At 43.1% G+C, this 18447-nt stretch carries 16 protein-coding genes; 4 read left to right on the top strand and 12 right to left on the bottom strand.

What is annotated here, in order from left to right; genetic code table 11:
- Positions 1–163: 163 nt before the first annotated feature.
- Positions 164–541: a sporulation phosphorelay system protein KapB gene (gene kapB, locus NSQ99_RS22005; protein ID WP_340839115.1), complete on the bottom strand. Its 378-nt coding sequence runs from the start codon at positions 539–541 to the stop codon at positions 164–166.
- A 127-nt stretch (positions 542–668) separates the two neighbouring features.
- Between kapB and NSQ99_RS22000 the strand changes: the two genes are divergently transcribed.
- Both NSQ99_RS22000 and NSQ99_RS21995 read left to right on the top strand, forming a co-directional pair.
- Complete coding sequence (locus tag NSQ99_RS22000) at positions 669–1781, top strand: MGDG synthase family glycosyltransferase (RefSeq protein WP_340839114.1); 1113 nt, start codon at positions 669–671, stop codon at positions 1779–1781.
- Positions 1782–1942: 161 nt separating this feature from the next.
- A complete protein-coding gene (locus NSQ99_RS21995; RefSeq protein ID WP_251669935.1) occupies positions 1943–2554 on the top strand; it encodes a YqaA family protein in 612 nt (203 codons plus the stop codon).
- Between the two features lie 226 nt (positions 2555–2780).
- Here NSQ99_RS21995 and NSQ99_RS21990 read toward each other — a convergent pair whose 3' ends face one another.
- The 3 genes from NSQ99_RS21990 to NSQ99_RS21980 form a co-directional block, all read right to left on the bottom strand.
- Positions 2781–3899: a C40 family peptidase gene (locus NSQ99_RS21990; RefSeq protein WP_340839113.1), complete on the bottom strand. Its 1119-nt coding sequence runs from the start codon at positions 3897–3899 to the stop codon at positions 2781–2783.
- A 407-nt stretch (positions 3900–4306) separates the two neighbouring features.
- Complete coding sequence (locus NSQ99_RS21985; RefSeq protein WP_340839112.1) at positions 4307–5236, bottom strand: cation diffusion facilitator family transporter; 930 nt, start codon at positions 5234–5236, stop codon at positions 4307–4309.
- Between the two features lie 240 nt (positions 5237–5476).
- A complete protein-coding gene (locus NSQ99_RS21980; protein ID WP_251669939.1) occupies positions 5477–7108 on the bottom strand; it encodes an ABC-F family ATP-binding cassette domain-containing protein in 1632 nt (543 codons plus the stop codon).
- A 212-nt stretch (positions 7109–7320) separates the two neighbouring features.
- Between NSQ99_RS21980 and NSQ99_RS21975 the strand changes: the two genes are divergently transcribed.
- Positions 7321–8466 carry a conserved virulence factor C family protein gene (locus NSQ99_RS21975; RefSeq protein ID WP_340839111.1) on the top strand — a complete coding sequence of 382 codons (1146 nt, stop codon included), beginning with the start codon at positions 7321–7323 and terminating at the stop codon, positions 8464–8466.
- Between the two features lie 181 nt (positions 8467–8647).
- Here the strand turns inward: NSQ99_RS21975 and NSQ99_RS21970 are convergent, their stop codons facing one another.
- The 4 genes from NSQ99_RS21970 to mutY all read right to left on the bottom strand — a co-directional run bounded on the left by NSQ99_RS21970 (position 8648) and on the right by mutY (position 12431).
- The gene (locus NSQ99_RS21970; protein WP_340839231.1) at positions 8648–8953 is read right to left on the bottom strand and encodes an ArsR/SmtB family transcription factor; all 306 of its coding nucleotides are present in this window, start codon (positions 8951–8953) and stop codon (positions 8648–8650) included.
- A 110-nt stretch (positions 8954–9063) separates the two neighbouring features.
- Positions 9064–10338: a transglutaminase domain-containing protein gene (locus NSQ99_RS21965; protein ID WP_340839110.1), complete on the bottom strand. Its 1275-nt coding sequence runs from the start codon at positions 10336–10338 to the stop codon at positions 9064–9066.
- Positions 10339–10459: 121 nt separating this feature from the next.
- The gene (locus NSQ99_RS21960; protein ID WP_340839109.1) at positions 10460–11089 is read right to left on the bottom strand and encodes a bifunctional 4-hydroxy-2-oxoglutarate aldolase/2-dehydro-3-deoxy-phosphogluconate aldolase; all 630 of its coding nucleotides are present in this window, start codon (positions 11087–11089) and stop codon (positions 10460–10462) included.
- 4 nt (positions 11090–11093) lie between these two features.
- Positions 11094–12431, bottom strand: a complete 1338-nt coding sequence (gene mutY, locus NSQ99_RS21955) for an A/G-specific adenine glycosylase (RefSeq protein ID WP_340839108.1) — start codon at positions 12429–12431, stop codon at positions 11094–11096.
- 109 nt (positions 12432–12540) lie between these two features.
- Between mutY and NSQ99_RS21950 the strand changes: the two genes are divergently transcribed.
- Positions 12541–12876 carry a c-type cytochrome gene (locus NSQ99_RS21950; protein WP_340839230.1) on the top strand — a complete coding sequence of 112 codons (336 nt, stop codon included), beginning with the start codon at positions 12541–12543 and terminating at the stop codon, positions 12874–12876.
- A 61-nt stretch (positions 12877–12937) separates the two neighbouring features.
- Here NSQ99_RS21950 and NSQ99_RS21945 read toward each other — a convergent pair whose 3' ends face one another.
- The 4 genes from NSQ99_RS21945 to NSQ99_RS21930 form a co-directional block, all read right to left on the bottom strand.
- Positions 12938–13498 carry a GNAT family N-acetyltransferase gene (locus tag NSQ99_RS21945; RefSeq protein WP_340839107.1) on the bottom strand — a complete coding sequence of 187 codons (561 nt, stop codon included), beginning with the start codon at positions 13496–13498 and terminating at the stop codon, positions 12938–12940.
- Between the two features lie 753 nt (positions 13499–14251).
- Positions 14252–14647, bottom strand: coding sequence for a holo-ACP synthase (acpS, locus tag NSQ99_RS21940; RefSeq protein WP_340839106.1), 396 nt, complete (start codon positions 14645–14647; stop codon positions 14252–14254).
- 27 nt (positions 14648–14674) lie between these two features.
- Positions 14675–17707: an EAL domain-containing protein gene (locus tag NSQ99_RS21935; RefSeq protein ID WP_340839105.1), complete on the bottom strand. Its 3033-nt coding sequence runs from the start codon at positions 17705–17707 to the stop codon at positions 14675–14677.
- 241 nt (positions 17708–17948) lie between these two features.
- The gene (locus NSQ99_RS21930) at positions 17949–18383 is read right to left on the bottom strand and encodes a BrxA/BrxB family bacilliredoxin (protein ID WP_251669959.1); all 435 of its coding nucleotides are present in this window, start codon (positions 18381–18383) and stop codon (positions 17949–17951) included.
- Positions 18384–18447: the final 64 nt, after the last annotated feature.

Genomic DNA, 18447 nt, shown 5'->3' with positions numbered 1-18447 from the left:
GAAGTTCATAAAGCTTGAATTTGATGACGAAGTAGGACAGAGATGATTATTCGGCATCGAATATGTCACGCTTCCGAAAGCTACGGTGCTCACGTACTAACTACGTACGATGCGCTCCTCGTTTTCTAGTAGCGTGCATCTTCTCGGTCCTGGTAACTCTGAACTAATAGGACTCCATTAATGCTTTTATATTTTCCATGCTCTTGGCAGTCCAGCGATTAAGCTTGTCTAGTTTTTCAAGCTCTTGCTGGGCTGCATGAAGCAGCGATTCTTTATAATCAGGAATATCGCCCTCATAATGCTCGACATCTCTCGGCAGTACCGTTGTTTTCTCAGTATAGGCCAGCGCTCTCCGTTCATGAAACATCGGTACATCCGGGTTGTATGGATGATGCAGATCTCCTTGCTCAGGATGCTTTACGACCGCTAATACTTGTACAACGAGTCTTGGGTCATAACGCTCGACAATCTCACCTATGTAAACTCCAGTTCTCACCTTTGCAGTAACCCGTTGACCAATGTGGAACTCTAATGAACTCATATACATACCTCCTTCTGTTATAAATTTACTGTAAATGATGATGATTTTTGATGCAACTAGAATAAACTGGACTTGTGTAACGATGAAGTTGCGGGGTAATATGGAAGATAAGAAGAAGGTGAATGTTATGAGCAAGAAAAGAGTATTGCTGCTATCTGAAGGCTTCGGTTCTGGTCATACTCAAGCAGCGCATGCTCTTAGTGAAGGATTAAAACATATCAATCCTGAAATCTCTACAAAAGTCCTAGAGCTAGGCAGCTTTCTTAACCCAGTAATGGCTCCAATCATTATTAATGCGTATCGAAAAACCGTCAGCAAGCAGCCTAAAGTAGTAGGCATGATGTATCGGAGCAATTACCGAAAGCCAACGAACCGTATTACCAAAAATGCACTTTATCGTTTATTCTATACTCAAACAGCAAAGGTTGTAGCGAAGCTCAACCCACAGGTTATTATATGTACGCATCCCGTACCCGGCATGATGATCGGTAAACTGAAGGAAGATGGCTTAAAAACGCCGCTGTTAACCGTTATAACAGATTACGATGCCCATGGCTCATGGGTGAATGATGAGGTCAGTCAATATCTAGTCTCTTCAGATGTTGTGAAGGATCGGCTAATCGAAAAGGGAACACGTCGGGACAGAGTCTCAGTAACAGGCATTCCTATTCACCCGAAGTTTTGGAAGTCCTCACCAAAAGAAGAGCTACGTGCTAAGTTTAACCTGAAGGATATGCCGACGGTACTCATTATGGGTGGCGGATGGGGAATCCTGCACGAGGATAGTGTATTATCCTATATGACCAAATGGCGAGAATCAACTCAGCTCATCTATTGTGTAGGCTCCAATAATGATATGAAGGAAAAATTGGATGCTGATCCGCTATTTAAGCATCCAAATATTCATGTTATTGGCTTTACTCAGCATATTAATGAGTTAATGGAAGTTAGCGATCTACTCGTTACGAAGCCAGGTGGCATGACCTGTACTGAAGGACTAAGCAAAGCACTCCCCATGTTATTCTACGAGCCCATTCCTGGTCAAGAGGAAGAAAACTGCGAGTATTTTATTAATATGGGCTTTGGTGAAATGCTTTCGAGCACAGATACTGTCGATCGTTGGTTCAAGATTATTCATGATCGCACAAAAATTAGTGAGGTTCGAGAACAGCTTGTGCATACGCGTAATACACACTACGACCCTTTACATTGTGTAAAAGCAGTGCTCAAATTTTTGTAGCACTGCTTTTTTTTGAAACCAATTACCTACTCATTACGTAAAAAAATAGACGCAACACCTTTTTATTCTGTGTTAAACTGAAATTACTTGACCAATAAAGTAGCAGATCTGCTTTTTACGTCATAGTTTTTGGAAGATTTCGTTAAAGGAGCAAGCTATTAATGGAAGAATTTGTAGAATTTATGGGGAATTTCGGACCTCTAGGTCTTGCCATCCACTCTTTTCTGGATGCCATTATTTTCCCAATACCTGCTTTCTTTACACAGGTATCGTTAAGCATGCTCAATCCGACTAACGCACTCTGGTTAGCTACATTTGGATTCATCGCTTGTCTCATTGGAACGCCTATCGGCTACTTAATCGGTAAAGTATTCGGAACAGGTATCTTGACTCGCTTTGTAAAGCCTGAGCTTACTGAAAAAGCAACGAACTACTTTAAAAATAAAGGCTCTGTCGCCATACTCATCGGTGCGTTCACGCCGATTCCCTTTAAAGTTTTCACTATTTTATCTGGCGTATTAAAGTACCCACTCTGGCAGCTGATGGCTTATGCCGCGATTGGTAGAGCAACAAAGTTTTATGTTGTAGGTGCATTGTTTTATATGTTTGGTAAAACTGCGGAATCTATGGTTCATAATGTTTCGCTTTATATTTTCATTACGGTTGTGCCGATCATTGTCATCTTCCTACTCGTTAGAAAATGGATGAAAAAACGCAAGGAGCGCAAGCTATTAGCGCTTGAGCAAGGTAATGAACAGCAAGCTGAAATGTAAACTAATATATATACTATATTGAAATGCAATGAAGCCAGTATTGAAAGGTTATTAACTCACAATACTGGCTTCATTCACTTGTAGACATCTACTTGCTCGCTCTCGCCGAAATCCTCCTTCTAGTCATGAAAAGCACAGCATATATACAAAAAGTGGGTGTCTCTAAAGTCATACTATTCTGACTTTAGAGACACCCACTGCTTTTTATTTAGCTATTTGCACAACATTATTTAATCGCACTACCGCCGTACAAGAAGCGATGTTCCCAATGCTTGCCTGTAAATGTATCTACTTTTACGCCACCACTCTCTTTAGAGTACGTGTGTAGAATTTTACCGTCACCCAAGTAAATCCCTACATGCGTAATACGAGCAGTAGATTTATTGATGCCGCTGTAGCTTGATTTGCTTGTACCTTTATAAGACATGAAGAACATAAGGTCACCACGCTCTAGCTGGCTAATGCTTGTTTTCGCATTTCCTAGTTCTTTTACATAAGCACCCTGTTTTCTAGAGTCGCCACCTACATTAATACCAAGCGCATCCATGAAAGCTTGTCTTACAAAGTCAGAGCAGTCAAATGTTGTTGTTGTGTTGCGGTTCGAGCCATATTCGTATGGAGTACCCAAGTATTTCATACCTGCAGCGATCACTTTTTCTACAGCTGCATTCGAATTGGTTACCGTTGAACCAGAATTGCTGCTGGAGCCTGTGTTGTTGCTAGAACCTGTGTTACTGCTGGAACCAGTATTAATGTTAGAGCCTGTCCCATTTACAGAAATATATTTGCTTGAGCTAGATACGTAACCTGTAACACCGTTAGCATCTGTTACTTTGTACCAGCTGCCTGTTTTGCTTATAACAGTAACCTGCTCACCTTTTTTAATATAACGCATGCGAGGATATGATGTACCTGCTCCTTCACGGAAAGATACAGATCTAACAATTGTACCTTTACCAAGATTGCTGCTTGCACTAACTGTGTTACCTGCGCTGTTAGAGCTAGAGCTGCTTGGTGCGCTTGTTGAATTGCCTACAACCTCAGTATATTTGCTACCATTGGAGATGTAACCAGTATTCCCCTTACCGTCTGTTACTTGCAGCCAGCCATTAGCTGCAACACCGATAACTGTTACTTGCTCTCCTTTAGAGATCATACGAATAGCTTTGTTCGCTGTGCTAGGGCCTGTACGAAGATTAACACCCCAAGTTACTTCTGCAACCTGATTAATGGCGCTTACCTCTGCTGCATAAGTGGTCGGTGCTGGTGCTAGCGATAACCCTCCTACAGCTATGCTAATTGCTAATGCTGCTGTTGTTACTTTGTACTTTATAGAATAGTTCATTCTTGCTGTTCTCCTTCCTCTTGCTGCATATTCGCTTCGTTAAGCGTTGTACACATTATAGAATTAGAAGGGAACAACGGGCATCTGCCTTGGTTCCTAAATAACTAAGACCGCTAACGCCCGAAAACTGGGCTCTCTAATGGTGAGAGAAAATTAATAAAGGATGCCTCTATTATGAGAGACATCCTTTATTTTAATAATTGAACCAATAATATCTTGTTTCTGGAGATGAGAAATATGAAAACACTCTCATCTTAGAACGAAGAACACCACTAAGCATATATAGGACTTTTTATTCATTTTCATAGGACCCATCGGGATTTACCAGTATTTACTGCCTATCATAAGTCGTACCATCATCCCGATTTTTATCATTTTCTAGTCATATATGTTCGTTTCTTAACGCTTTATCTTGCTTCGTAAGGCTCGACATGGACGTTCACATTCAATATTTTATGCTTTTTATAAAGCCTTCTTTCAATATCATCACAGATCGTATGGCCTTCAATTAACGTTAATTTAGGGTCAACCAACACGATAACCTCAACAAGCACGTTGTTACCATGCACCCTTGCCTTCAAATCAGATATTTCACGTACACCCTTCGTGTGTGCAACGGTCGCATGAAGCTTTTTTAGCACTTTCTCATCAATACCATCCGTTAGTGCATGGGTTGAGCTAACAAAAATATCCCATGCTGTCTTACAGATAATGATACCGACCACGGTTGCGGCAATAGGATCTAGCCAAGGCATATTTAGCTGAGCCCCGAATATCCCTACTGCTGCTCCAATACTAACGAGTGCATCCGATAAGTTATCCTTTGCCGCTGCTTGAAGAGCAGCATTGTTAATTTTCTTGGAAAGCCGATTGTTATACGTATAGACAAGCAGCATCGCAGCTGCTGAAGCTAAAGCGACCCATGCTGTAACGAGACTCGGTGTCTTAATATCACCTTCAAATAAGGATCTACCAGCCTCTACAATGACCTGTAGGCCTACAGTCGCCATAATAAATGATGCAACTAGTGCGGCGATCGTTTCTGCACGAAAATGTCCATAGGGGTGATCCACGTCTGGCGGCTTTTGTGATATTTTCAAGCCTATCAATACGGCGATTGATGCTATAATATCCGTTAAATTGTTATATCCGTCCGCTACGAGCGCTCCAGATAAAAAGCTATACCCTATCCAGAGCTTAATTGAGGATAGAACAAGGTACGCACCTATACTTAGCCATGCCCCTTTTTCCCCCTGCTTAATTTCTTCATACTGTGTCAGCTTGAAAACCTCCCCAACTACTGCAAGCACCTTAAATTCACTTTCCGTATCATACATGATAACTATCGTGTGAGTCTACAGAAACAGTTTTTACCTAAGTCGCAACTTGTGTACGACTCCAACAATGACGACCCTCTCTAACAAAGTTTCATCAGTGCAAATTAATACAGATGCTACTAACGTATGTATTGTTTTTACATACAGTGTCGACCAGTTTATGAAAAGGAATGCACCTAAAACAAAAAAAGCCTCACTAGGCTCATCTGGTAATACCAGCGGCCTAGCAAGACTTTCATCTTATAGCTTTAGTTCTCCGTCATACATTTTTTCACGAAGAGCTTTGATCTCACTGCTCTCAAGATATTCATCATACGTCATTAAGCGGTCAATGACACCGTTTGGCGTAAACTCAATAATACGGTTCGCTACCGTTTGAACGAATTGATGGTCATGAGATGTAAACAATACAGTACAATCTGTTTCCATCATACCGTTGTTCAATGCCGTAATGGATTCTAGATCCAAGTGGTTCGTAGGCTCATCCATAATAAATACGTTTGCGCCTTCCAGCATCATCTTAGACAGCATACAACGAACCTTTTCTCCCCCTGAAAGCACATTCGCTTTCTTCAGCGCTTCATCACCAGAGAATAGCATACGACCTAAAAATCCGCGAAGGAATGTTTCGTCTGGATCTTTAGAATATTGACGCAGCCATTCCACGAGGTTCATATCAACACCGTCAAAATACTTTGAGTTGTCTTTCGGGAAATAAGAACGTGTCGTTGTAACTCCCCAAGAATATGTTCCTGCATCCGGCTCACGCTCACCAGCAATCGTTTCGAAGAACGCTGTTTTTGGAAGGCCGTTCGGACCAACAAAGGCTATTTTATCACCTTTGTTAATGGTAAGTGTTAAATTATTGATCAACACTTCGCCTTCAACAGAAATCGTTAAGCCTTCTGTAAGCAGCAGTTGCTTACCAGCTTCGCGTTCTCCTTTAAATTGGATAAACGGATATTTACGATTCGAAGGGCGAATGTCATCAAGTGTAATTTTATCAAGAAGCTTTTTACGAGAAGTTGCTTGCTTGGATTTTGATTTATTCGCGCTAAAGCGTTGAACAAACGCTTGAAGCTCTTTAATCTTATCTTCCTTCTTCTTGTTCTCAGCACGCATAAGCTGTAGTGCCAGCTGACTGGACTCGTACCAGAAGTCGTAGTTACCAACATACATCTGAATTTTACCGAAGTCGATATCAGCGATATGCGTACATACCGTGTTCAAGAAATGACGATCATGGCTGACTACGATAACTGTACCTTCATAATCTGCAAGGAAGTTCTCCAACCAACGAATCGATTCGATGTCCAGATGGTTCGTAGGCTCATCGAGTAATAGAATTTGTGGCGAACCGAACAATGCTTGTGCTAGGAGCACACGTACCTTCTCATTGCCGTCAAGCTCAGCCATTTGCTTGTAATGAAGATCTGGTCCGATGCCAAGACCGTTAAGCATTTCTGCTGCCTCAGACTCAGCTTCCCAGCCGTTCATCTCTGCAAATTCTGCTTCAAGCTCGCCCGCACGCATACCATCCTCATCGGTAAAGTCTGCTTTAGCGTAGAGCGCATCCTTTTCCTTCATTACATCATACAGTTTTTTATGACCCATAATGACCGTTTCAAGCACTTGAAACTCATCATACTCATAATGGTTCTGCTTCAATACTGCTAGACGCTCACCTGGTGTAATATGCACTTCACCTTGGGAAGGCTCGATTTCACCAGATAATATTTTAAGGAAAGTAGACTTCCCAGCACCGTTCGCACCGATTAGGCCATAACAGTTACCAGGAGTAAACTTAATATTTACATCTTCAAAAAGCGCACGCTTGCCAAATCGAAGCGTGATGCCATTTGTACTAATCATGAGTAAATCCCGTCCTTCTCTTCATACTTACTACCTCGGACTATTATAGCATAGTCTCTCTTATAAAACTCTCGTTTAACGCTAAATTTTCGAAATCATTGTTCATAATTGGAGCTCACCACTTAAAATCTGCTTGAAATTTTGATATTTTATAAATAACTGTTAAGCTAAATCTATACCAAAATTTTATTAAATCCGGGGAGGATCTATATATGAAGCTGCTATCGATTGAACCAACACCTAGTCCGAACTCTATGAAGCTTAATTTAGACGAGACATTACCGCGTGGCCGTCGTCTTACGTACACCGTCAAGGAGCTAGAGCAGACGCCGGAGCCTTATCGCAGCCTGCTTTCTATTCAAGGTGTAAGAAGCTTATTCCATACAACAGATTTTATTGCACTAGACCGTAAGCCGGGTGCAGACTGGGCTGCAATTCTAGCTGAAGCACGCACCATTCTACAGGCTGATCAGGAGCTGACTACTGGAGTCGGCCAATCTAGCACGAGCTATGGGGAAGCTCAGGTGCTTGTGCAGATGTTCCGCGGTATTCCAATCCAGGTTCGTGTTCGCACCGTTGACGGTGAAACTAGAGCTGCACTTCCACAAAAATTCATTGATGCCGTTTCCAAAGCCGCTGGCTCAACGATGATTCGTGAGCGGAAGCTCGAGGAGTTCGGTGTTCGTTACGGAGCACCTGAAGACATCGCAAGTGAGATCGTACAGGAGCTTGAAGCTAGCTACACTGCCGATCGTCTGGAAGAGCTCATCCATGCATCACTTGCTATAGGCAATGCTGGTGACAGCACGCCGCAGCAGGAGATTGTTCGTCCGGCACCTTTGGATGGACATCACGTGCTTCGTGAATTTGAGCAAGAAGACTGGCAAGCTCGTTATGCTGCGCTTGATCGTTATGCACTGGATGAGCAAGCGCCACAGGTGCTGCAGCTAGCACTAAAGGATAGCAATGCATCCATCCGTAGACTGGCTGTCGTTTTCCTTGGTGATCTTCGCACGCCTGAGGCGATGCCGCTGCTCTATCAAGCATTAGCTGATTCCTCTGCCTCTGTACGTCGTACAGCTGGCGATACGCTTTCAGATCTTGGTGATGCGGGTGCCATCGAACCGATGATTACCGCACTAAGTGACAAGAACAAGCTCGTTCGCTGGAGAGCAGCACGCTTCATGTATGAGGTTGGAGATGAACGCGCATTGCCTGCACTGAAGATTGCTGCGAATGATCCTGAGTTTGAAATTCAGCTGCAAGCAAAAATTGCGATTGAACGCATTGAGCGTGGAGAAGAAGCGGCTGGTTCCGTATGGCAGCAAATGACTGCTGCTCGGCAAAAGCAGCAATAAGTCTATGCTGAACCTAATGCTGTAACGAGCTCCATACCCGACTATAGATTGAGAAAAGCAGTAGAAGTGCGGTCCACGGGCTTGCACAGCTACTGCTTTTTACATGTACATTCATTTTGCTTTACTGCATTTACACTCTTACTGCTTCCACGCTCTCACTGCTTTAACGCTTCTTCACGAATTAATGCTCCGCATGGTCTATCGCTTGCTTCAACAGTGAAATGACATGACTGTCGTCACAGGAGTATATCATCGTCGTTCCTTCCCGGCGATTTTTAACGAGCTTCATCATCCGCAGAAAGCTTAGCTGATGCGATACTGCTGACTGCGACATCTCTAGCACCTCAGTCAAATGCCCCACCGAGCATTCCTCCTGCGATAGCAGATACAATATTTTTATTCGCGTCGGGTCAGACAATGCCTTAAACATTTGTGAGATGTGATCAATCGTCTCCGAGTTTAAAAACGCATGGTCCTTAGCCTCCATCATTATTCCACCTTTATATGCACATATCTTCATTTATTAATATAAATATTCGACTAATTCTGGAGTGTTGTCAAGCAGGCAGGATCCACCACTCCTCCTTAATGCATGTGCTAGGAATACGCGAAGGTAAGCTGTACAGCTGTATCTCCTTGCTCGCTAAGCTCATAGTAGCTCATTTGATAGGATAGTCTTTTGTTTAGTGAACGCAGTGCCTTCTCTACATCCTTCTCGACTTGCTGGCCTTCCACATAACGAAACTCAAGCTCCGTTTGCTTCTGCTCCACAGCTAGCTTCAGGAGCTCGTGCAGCTCAGCGTAGGCTGAAACGGTAAACTCATCATCATGCCAATGGAAGCCAAGCTCCTCTCGCAATGCCTGCAGCTCCTTGTATGCTTCTGACTGAGCATCGAGTACAGCAGCTTTTTCCTTCAGCGTCGTTTTATAGCTAACCGTTGCGACAGGATAATCCCCTTCCCAGATATGATCCTTGCTTAGCTCCTCATCACTAACGAGGTAGTAACGATAGCTCACATCATCTGGCGCTTGACCGACTGGATCATCCCAAGTAAGGTCCAGCTGATACCAACGATCATCTAGCTTAATCATATTCCAGGCATGCTCCTGACCCTTTGCTGTCCCCTCTACAATCCGCACATCGAAGCCCGCTTCACTGTAAAGCATATAACCAAGCATTGCATAGCCTTGGCAAACAGCAAGCCCTTCCGTCAATGCCTCATAGGCCGTATAACGTGTCAATCCCTCATCGTATTGGACATGTGTAATGACCCAGTCATGCAGCAGCTTAATCTGTTTTTCCTTCGTGTATTGTGATAGATTCATCGAGGCGATAAGCTCCTTCACATACTGTTTCACTTGCTCGGTCATTTCCTTGCTTTCACGGAATTCTGTTTTTAGCTCAACCTCTGTATATAGCAGCTTGTTACTAATGGTGTAGCTGTAGGAGGACATCGCATACCGAGAGTATTCATTCATGACGAGCGCTTGATCTAGCCAGTTACTAAGCTCACTAGAAACTTTGTCATAGGAGCCTTCGATTCGGAAGGTAACACTCGGACTCCTCTCGTCTAGCTGCGCTGCTAGAAACTGTACAATGCCATCGACATCGCTTGTGGAGAGCTCTGTATTCGATACTGCTGCCGTTGCTGACGTATTTTCCATAGACAGGTTCTTTTGAAGCGACAGCGATTGCTCTACCTTATCAAGCTCTTCCTTAAGCTTCGTACCCGCCTTCTGTGCGGTTTGCTGCATCGTATCCTGGAACGTTTCTATAATAGCTGGCTTAGACTCCCACGTGATCTCTTTTAGCAAATAATAGGATAGGTACAACGCCGCAATGACAAACAGAATACCTAGTAGTTTCCTCATAACAGCCTCCTTTTCGGCTTATTGATAAACTCTTCATTATTCTATTTTCTACTAAAGTTTCATAGAATATACCTATTGTATTGCAGCTAAAGCGCAAAACAATGCGTTAGAATAGATGCTGCTACAGCTCTGCAACGATCTCTGTGTAGCGCTTAACTGTGGCAGTAATCTCCTCAAAACGCCCAGCCTTCGCAAGCTCAAGATCAACTAGCTTCGTGCCCATCCCAACCGCCTGTGCACCTGCTGCAAAGTATTCCGTAATATTGTCGAGCCTTACACCGCCTGTAGCAATAATCGGAAGGTCTGCAATCGGTCCTCTAATTTCACGTATATAGTTTATTCCTAACGTTCCCATCGGGAACAGTTTAATCGCATCAACGCCTGCCTTTTTTGCGGCTAGTATTTCAGTTGGTGTCATCACACCAGGCCAGATCGGTATGTGCTGCTGCTTCGCATAGTCAATAACCTCTACATCCAAATTCGGAGAGATGAGAAACTGCGCCCCCGCTGCAACTGCACGCTTCGCATGCTCCAGATCGATAACGGTCCCCGCGCCAACATAGGCCTGCTTAGAAAATTCCTTTCTCCACTCGGTAATCATCGATTCTGCTCCTGCTGTATTCATCGTAATCTCCATAAATCGAACACCGCCGTGTATAATCGCTTGACCCGTTTGTAATGAATAATGAGGCTCAACACCACGTAATATCGCAATAATTTTACTATCAATCAGTTCGTTCAGCATTGTCATCACACTATACTCCCTTCGACTTCCAATAGTTTCGCAATATTTTTAAGAATAAATTAGGAAATGGCAAGCTGTTCATATCATCCTTCGATATATAACGCAGCTGAGCCTCATGCTTAAGCTCAGACTGATTATGCTGCTTCTGCTCCGATGATTGCTCCAGCTCCGTTGCCTGCTCCTGCTTAAGAGCAATACTTTGGGTCTGCTCGTAATCTGTCGCTGACTCCGCGATCTTCAAATTGCTTAATCGTTCATCCATGAGCCCCTGCTCTTCGTCGGCTGCCATAATATCTCTATCGTGGGCTGCAGCAATTTCCTGCTGTACTTCCTCCGCGCTATCCGCCACAAAGAATCTCATCTTCCAGTGAATATGACTGAATATATGCTCCTGATCGCATAGCCATGCTGTCGGTCTAATAAGCATGCCATGATTGACGTATAGCTCCTCAGAGATCGCTTGGCCGAGCAATGGCTGCTCCTTCTGCTCTTCTTCATACAGCGCAGCTTGATCCCCCTCAATAAGTACATGAGGCAGCTCCCACATGCCGGCAAGCAGTCCCTCAGCCGGTCGCTGACGCACAAGCACTTTGCCTGCATGCTCACCCTGACCTTCAACGATGACAGCAGCTCTATATTCTACTCTCGCCTTTTTCGCTTTAGTCTTAATAGGCAGCTCCAGCTCTCTTCCTTGCAGCCTAGCCTCACAGTTGTCCATCACTGGGCATATAAGACAATTTGGATTTTTGGGCGTGCACATTAATGCACCAAGCTCCATGAGCGCTTGGTTAAAATATCGTGCCTGTCCCTCTGGAATCATCGTTGCAACAAGCTTTTCTAGCTTCACTCTTGTTGACGCTTTTGCGATATCATCCTCTAATGCAAAAAATCGAGAGATGACCCGCATCACATTGCCATCCACAGCGGGAATAGGCTCATTATAGGCAATGCTCATGATCGCTCCGCACGTATAAGGTCCTACACCCTTTAAGGCAGCTACCTCTTCCTTCGTTGTAGGCATGATCCCATTATGCTGCTCCATGACCATCCTCGCACCAGCCTGTAAATTACGCGCTCTCGAATAATAGCCTAAGCCTTCCCAGCTCTTTAGAACCTCCTCCTCAGGAGCCTCTGCAAGAGCTTTAATGGTAGGGAATTTATTAATAAATGAATTGAAATATGGAATGACCGTATCTACTCTTGTTTGCTGAAGCATGATCTCAGAAACCCATATTCGATATGGATCTTGGTTCTGTCTCCAAGGCAAGTCACGCTGAATATGAAAATACCATTCCAGCAAATCCTTTCCGTATTTCACCTTTTTTTGCTCCAAGCTGCTATGTGTCATCGTAATAAACCGCCTTTATATTTGAAATTACAGTGTAGATCACTATAATGGTAATGAATGATCTCGTTTATTATATCACTTATCTCTAGGAGGTCTAACTGTGAAATCTATGAAACTAGTGATCCTATTCGGATTAGCGGCCATGCTTCTGACAGCTTGCGGACAGTCCGACAACGATAGCGGAAAAGTAACACTTAAACAAGCCCCTGACGAGGTAGCTTCAATCTATAAATCTTCCTGTATTGGCTGCCATGCAACGGATCTATCTGGGAAAATTGGAGACAAAACGGATATACAGCTAGTCTTCGAACGCTTGAGCTACGAGGAGATCGTAGAGGCAATTATGCAAGGTGGAGATACAATGCCATCGTTTAAGGACAGCCTGACAGAAGAAGAAATTAACGGGCTAGCAGCGTGGCTTTCGAAGCAGCAGCAAGTAGAATAAAAGCAAACATCGGCACGATCAACGAGTGTGATCATGCCGATGCTTTAGTTTAAATAAGCTACTACTTATTCAATCGTAATCCATTAGCGAAACGTTGTTTGTTTATATGAAATAGAACATGTTCGCTTAAAGGACTATCTTTCTCTACCTTCGGATGACGGAACATCTTTATCCATTCCATCCCGATTTTTTTCATTACGTTTTTGGATGGGTTATTCACATCGGCAGTAAAGCTATAAACGTCTTTAAAACCCAAGTTGTCGAATCCATACTGCAAGCAGGCTGAGGCTCCCTCAGTTGCATACCCTTTTCCCCAAGCCTCTTTTTTAAGTCGCCAGCCTATTTCGATGCAAGGTGTGAAGTCAGCCTCGAAGGTTGCTCTGTGAAAGCCAATAAATCCTATAAACTCTTTAGTTTCCTTTACCTCCACAGCATACAACCCAAAGCCATATTCCTTAAATTCAGTTACAATCCTTTGATAAAAAGCATTGGTTTCTTCGCTCGTTAAGGTTTTAGGGAAATACCTCATGACCTGTTCATCCGCATTTAATTGACTGAATGGCTCTAAGTCCTCTGCTTCCCAGTCACGCAGTTGCAATCTCGACGTTTCTATATATAGCATGTTACACCTCTCGAACTTTCCAGCTTGTTCGCTTAATAAGAATTAGCAGAAATCCTAAGTTTTGCATTCATTTCGGCACAGTAAGCAGGCATAATTTGATCAACGCAATTATCTTATTCGAAGCAATATTCTCTTATTCCTTGCTGCTATGTAACAATGATGAGCTACAGAACAATCATTAATGCGTATACATCAAGTATCACAGTATCCACAACAGAAATAAAAACACCACTACCCCAGACGGAGTAATGGTGAAAGTATACATCGAAGGTATGCCCACGAGACACCCCAGCGGAGTAATGATGTTGTTTCCTTCGAAGGCACACACACGAGACACCCCAGCGGAGTAATGGTGTTGTGTACATCGAAGCTAAACCCACAAGACACCCCAGCGGAGTAATGGTGGTGTTGTATACATCGCTGATACGCCCACAAGCCCCCCAGCGGAGTAAAGGTGTTGTGTAAAAGCGAAGCGGTTGCCTTTATCCTCTGATTTCTACCATTAAGCTTCTTCAAGAAATCAGAGAGATAACAGCAATTGGAACAACATCTTCTACGGAGCGCTGAAATCTAGGAACAACAGCAATTGGAGCCTCATCATTACGGAGCGCTGAAATCAGTGGGCAACAGCAATTGAAGCCTCATCATTACGGAGCGCTGAAATCTGGGAGCAACAGCAATCGGAACAGCACAATTACGGAGCGCTGAAATCTGGGAGCAACAGCAATTGGAACAGCACCATTACGGAGCGTATTACAGCTCCTCTATCACCGCGAAAGCCGATGCAAGCTCACGCTCATGTGTAATGGACAAATGGATCGCAATCGTTTTATGCGCCAAATTCAGCCGAAGCTTTGCACCCTCACTTAATGTACATAGGGGCTTGCCTGATTCCTGCCTCGTTATGATCATGTCGTGAAAGCCAAGTACACCACCAATGCCGCAGCCCAGTGCTTTACTTATCGCTTCCTTTGCTGCAAATCTTCCCGCAACAAACTCAGCCATACGCGATGTACTTTCAAACTGCTCGATGTCGTGACGCTCGCTTTCAGCAAAAATACGCTGTAAAAAACGGTTACCCGCCTTACCTTCCAATATCGTCGTAAAGCGGGCAATTGCGGCAAGATCATGACCGATGCCTATAATCATTTAATAGTTACCATCCTTTGGTCTATGTTATTCGATAATATGTCGGTGCCGGCGCCGATCACCCTTTCGATGGACGAGAAACTTTTCGATCTCATTTTCATTAACTGGCCTGCTAATATAAAAGCCTTGAATGAACTGACACCCTAATTCATCCAGAAGCTCTAGCTGAGTGCTGTCCTCAACCCCTTCGGCTACGATCTTCATATCTAAGCTTTTTGCGATATTAATGATTGCATTGACAATCTTGTATCCCTTTTCATCTGTAACCATCTCTCGAATGAAGCTTTTATCTATCTTCAATATTTCGATTGGAAAGTTTTTAAGTACTGATAGGGATGAATAACTAATCCCAAAATCATCAATGGCTACGGAAATACCAAGCTTGCGAATTTCCTCAATGACGTGAAGGGCAGCATAGGATTGATCAATAATCGTCGATTCCGTAATCTCAAACGTGAGATTGGCAGGATTCATGCCTGTTTCCTCTATGATCTCTTTTACGGTAGACAAAAATTGTATTGATTTTAGCTGTAAGCCTGAAATATTAATAGAGATCTTGATGGGATCGTAGCCCTGCTTAATCCATTCCATCCCTTGCTCACAGGCTGCACGTATAACCCAAGCACCGATCGGTACAATGAGGCCTACTGATTCTGCAACGGGTATAAATTTGTCTGGCGTAAGGATTTCTCCACTTTCTGTACGCATTCGCAGTAGCACTTCTAAACCATAAAAGCGTTTGTTGCGTGCATATACCTGCGGCTGGAATAAGAGTAAAAACTGTTCCTTAGCAAGGGCATCTCTCAGCATTTTCTCCATTTTACGCTTGTCCTGCTGATAATTAACCATCTGAGAGTTAAACTTTATATAATTGTTCTTTCCGTTATGCTTCACCTGGAACAACGCGATATCCGCTTTTCTTAGCAGCTCTTCATAATCTTGTCCATCGCTCGGATATAAGCTACAGCCGATGCTTACTGATAGATTAATATCACGGTTTATGAAATTCATACGCTGAGAAATTTGCTCTGATAGCTCTAAAGCGAATCGATCAACCTCTTCAACATGGTCGTATTGAAACAGAATAACAAATTCATCCCCACCAAATCGGGACACATAGTCACCTTGTTTAACACTGCGAATGAGCACCTCTGAAATTTGATCAATAATATCATCACCAATATGATGGCCATAAAGATCGTTAATTAGCTTGAAGTTATCAATATCGAGCACGCACAACGCAAACTTTTGTGTTTCCTCATTTATCATAACCTTGATCGCTTCATAGAAGCGTCTTCGATTATAAAAGCCTTGAACCGTGCTTGTCTCCTCTTCTTCAACGCGCTTCTTCGATATGTCTCGAATGGCTCCAATCAGCTTTTGAATATTGCCCATGCGATCTCGAGTGCTTTCAGCGCTTACATTTGCCAAGTAGAAATGACCTCTCGCATCCTTTATGCGGAGCTCCACATAAAATGGCTTGTTGTCTCGGAAGTGGTCATAAAAATGCTTGCGCACCATTGGAATATCATTGGGATGTACAAATACCTCTAAACCAAGTAATGGGGTATCCCTGATTTGAAACTTTAGCTTTCGATTAAGCCATACCTTCTTTTGTGAAAAATCAATTTCAAACAATATATCATCCGTTAATCTGTTATAAACCTCATTGCGCTCCTTAAGCGCTTGGTGCTGCTGGTTCAGACTAGCAGACTCGTCCAATAAGGCGATACGATCAAACGTATTGGAGATAATATCGAATAGATGCACGATTCTCAAATAATCCGTAGAACGTGTTAATGTTTTTTCTGATGATGTTCCGAATGAAAGCAGACTCCAATTATTTTGCGTTAAACGATATGGAAGGATGTACACTACCTCATTGTCGTCACTAGAACCCTCGACTTCAAAGGCAGGTGGATTATTGTGCAGCGTCTCATATCGCAGCTCGTACATATCATGGAACTCGCTACTCCCCTTCTCAAAATGGTAGAAGTCATGTATGGTAAGCTTTGGCTCCTTATTGGTAGTATAACCATGCTGCCGCATGATAGCACCCCAATTAAAATAATTTTCAAGCAGCAATGATAAATCCTGAATTTTTTTGAACTGGTAACCTAATATGTATCGATTAAACTCATAATTAACATTATTTTCAGTACGCAGAGCGTTAATATGGTTAGCGTACTCGCTTACATCTGATTGCTCCTGTAGCTTCTCTTGTTCGTTGTTAGAGCAACCACATGATTGTCTCATGAACATTCGGAAAGGCAATACATCCATCTCAAAGCCTCGCCCAGAATCCTCAATACGCAATAATAGCTTTTCCATCGCGCGCTGGACAATGGTTTCTAAATTTTGCTCAATGCTCGAGATTGGTACGATGGAGTGCCGCGCCGTACTAGAATTATCAAATCCGATCAACGCAAAATGCTCGGGTACACGGTATCCCTTCTCCATTAGCTTCTCGACGATGCCGAAGCCGCACATATCTGTGCATACAACTGCCGCCGTTATTGGAAATCCATCAGCAATGATAAGCTCCGCAGTTTTCTTTCCGCCAAACACAGTCATGTCCCCGACGTCGTATAAGTAGGATGGCTTTACCTCTAAGCCCAGGTCCTTCATCGCTTCTAGATAACCAAGATATCGATAGTGCATATCATCCATGTAGTCGCTGCTGCCGATATAACCGATATTCCGGTGACCATGCTGGTAAAGATGTTTAACGGCCTCGTAAGCTGCACGTTTATTATCCGCACAAACCATTCCGCTGCTCATTTTGAGCTTTCGAATATCTTTAGCAATCGCTATGATTGGTTTTTGGTATCGTTCTTCCATCTGTTTTAGGAAATGATCCTCGACGGCAACATTTATAACGATCCAGCCATCAACACGATTCATAGCAATAGGTACATTGTAGTATTTTCCACCTGTACGAACAATAATGAGGTTAACATTCAGCTGATTAGCTATTTTATGAATATTTTGAATGATTTCAGAATAGTAATTTCCGCCTAGAAAAGGAGTTAAGACGCCTATAGTCTGTTGTCGCTGCATACAAGTTCCTCCTCTTTCCCTCACAACATTCTTATTAGAAAAAATTATAACATACAATATATATACACAGAATATCAAATTACGCTTATTATTGTAAGCGCTCTTATTAAATTGTGCAGCTTTATGTCGTAAAATAGAAGAAACCTGTCGTAACTGAAAGTACGGCAGGTTTCTTACCCTTATGTTCCTTGATAGGAACAGTGCTATGTTTAATTGTTTCTTCTGTAGCTAAAGACTTATATTAGCGACAGAATTTATCGAATGCACTAATCAAATCTGCTGAAATTTCAGATGCAGAGCGATTTTCGATGCTATGACGCTCGATAAAGTAAACGAGCTCTCCGTCCTTCATTAGTGCAATAGAAGGGGAAGATGGCGGATATGGTGCAAAGTACTCACGAGCTTTTGCTGTTGCTTCTTTATCTTGACCCGCAAATACCGTAAACAATTGATCAGGTACTACATCATGCTGCAATGCGTGCGCTACGCCAGGACGGCATTGACCAGCAGCACATCCACACACCGAGTTGATGACAACTAGTGCCGTACCTTTAGCATCTGGCAAATTAGCTTCAACTTCCTCAGGCGTGCGAAGCTCTTTAATTCCGATGCTTGTTAGCTCGTCACGCATAGGTTGAATCATATCCAACATATATCTCTCAAATGACATTGACATTCATAACACTCCCTTGTTGTTTATCTTCTCCATTATACCTTCACGTAAGAAGGCAGTGCAACAC

The sequence above is a fragment of the Paenibacillus sp. FSL W7-1287 genome (assembly GCF_038004245.1).
In the GTDB taxonomy this organism is placed as follows: Bacteria; Bacillota; Bacilli; order Paenibacillales; family Paenibacillaceae; genus Pristimantibacillus; species Pristimantibacillus camelliae.
Note: the sequence above shows the minus strand (reverse complement) of the source record. Positions and strands in the feature narration are given on the sequence as shown.

Excerpts from the sequence above, each read along its gene's own strand:
- acpS (WP_340839106.1), bottom strand. The coding sequence starts at position 14,647 with ATGATTATAGGCATCGGTCATGATCTTGCCGCAATTGCCCGCTTTACG.
- NSQ99_RS21945 (WP_340839107.1), bottom strand. The coding sequence starts at position 13,498 with ATGCTATATATAGAAACGTCGAGATTGCAACTGCGTGACTGGGAAGCA.
- NSQ99_RS21985 (WP_340839112.1), bottom strand. The coding sequence starts at position 5,236 with ATGTATGATACGGAAAGTGAATTTAAGGTGCTTGCAGTAGTTGGGGAG.
- NSQ99_RS21965 (WP_340839110.1), bottom strand. The coding sequence starts at position 10,338 with ATGAGGAAACTACTAGGTATTCTGTTTGTCATTGCGGCGTTGTACCTA.
- NSQ99_RS21950 (WP_340839230.1), top strand. The coding sequence starts at position 12,541 with ATGAAACTAGTGATCCTATTCGGATTAGCGGCCATGCTTCTGACAGCT.
- NSQ99_RS21975 (WP_340839111.1), top strand. The coding sequence starts at position 7,321 with ATGAAGCTGCTATCGATTGAACCAACACCTAGTCCGAACTCTATGAAG.
- kapB (WP_340839115.1), bottom strand. The coding sequence starts at position 541 with ATGAGTTCATTAGAGTTCCACATTGGTCAACGGGTTACTGCAAAGGTG.
- NSQ99_RS21930 (WP_251669959.1), bottom strand. The coding sequence starts at position 18,383 with ATGTCAATGTCATTTGAGAGATATATGTTGGATATGATTCAACCTATG.
- NSQ99_RS21990 (WP_340839113.1), bottom strand. The coding sequence starts at position 3,899 with ATGAACTATTCTATAAAGTACAAAGTAACAACAGCAGCATTAGCAATT.
- NSQ99_RS21970 (WP_340839231.1), bottom strand. The coding sequence starts at position 8,953 with ATGGAGGCTAAGGACCATGCGTTTTTAAACTCGGAGACGATTGATCAC.
- NSQ99_RS21960 (WP_340839109.1), bottom strand. The coding sequence starts at position 11,089 with ATGACAATGCTGAACGAACTGATTGATAGTAAAATTATTGCGATATTA.
- NSQ99_RS21935 (WP_340839105.1), bottom strand. The coding sequence starts at position 17,707 with ATGCAGCGACAACAGACTATAGGCGTCTTAACTCCTTTTCTAGGCGGA.
- mutY (WP_340839108.1), bottom strand. The coding sequence starts at position 12,431 with ATGACACATAGCAGCTTGGAGCAAAAAAAGGTGAAATACGGAAAGGAT.
- NSQ99_RS21980 (WP_251669939.1), bottom strand. The coding sequence starts at position 7,108 with ATGATTAGTACAAATGGCATCACGCTTCGATTTGGCAAGCGTGCGCTT.
- NSQ99_RS22000 (WP_340839114.1), top strand. The coding sequence starts at position 669 with ATGAGCAAGAAAAGAGTATTGCTGCTATCTGAAGGCTTCGGTTCTGGT.
- NSQ99_RS21995 (WP_251669935.1), top strand. The coding sequence starts at position 1,943 with ATGGAAGAATTTGTAGAATTTATGGGGAATTTCGGACCTCTAGGTCTT.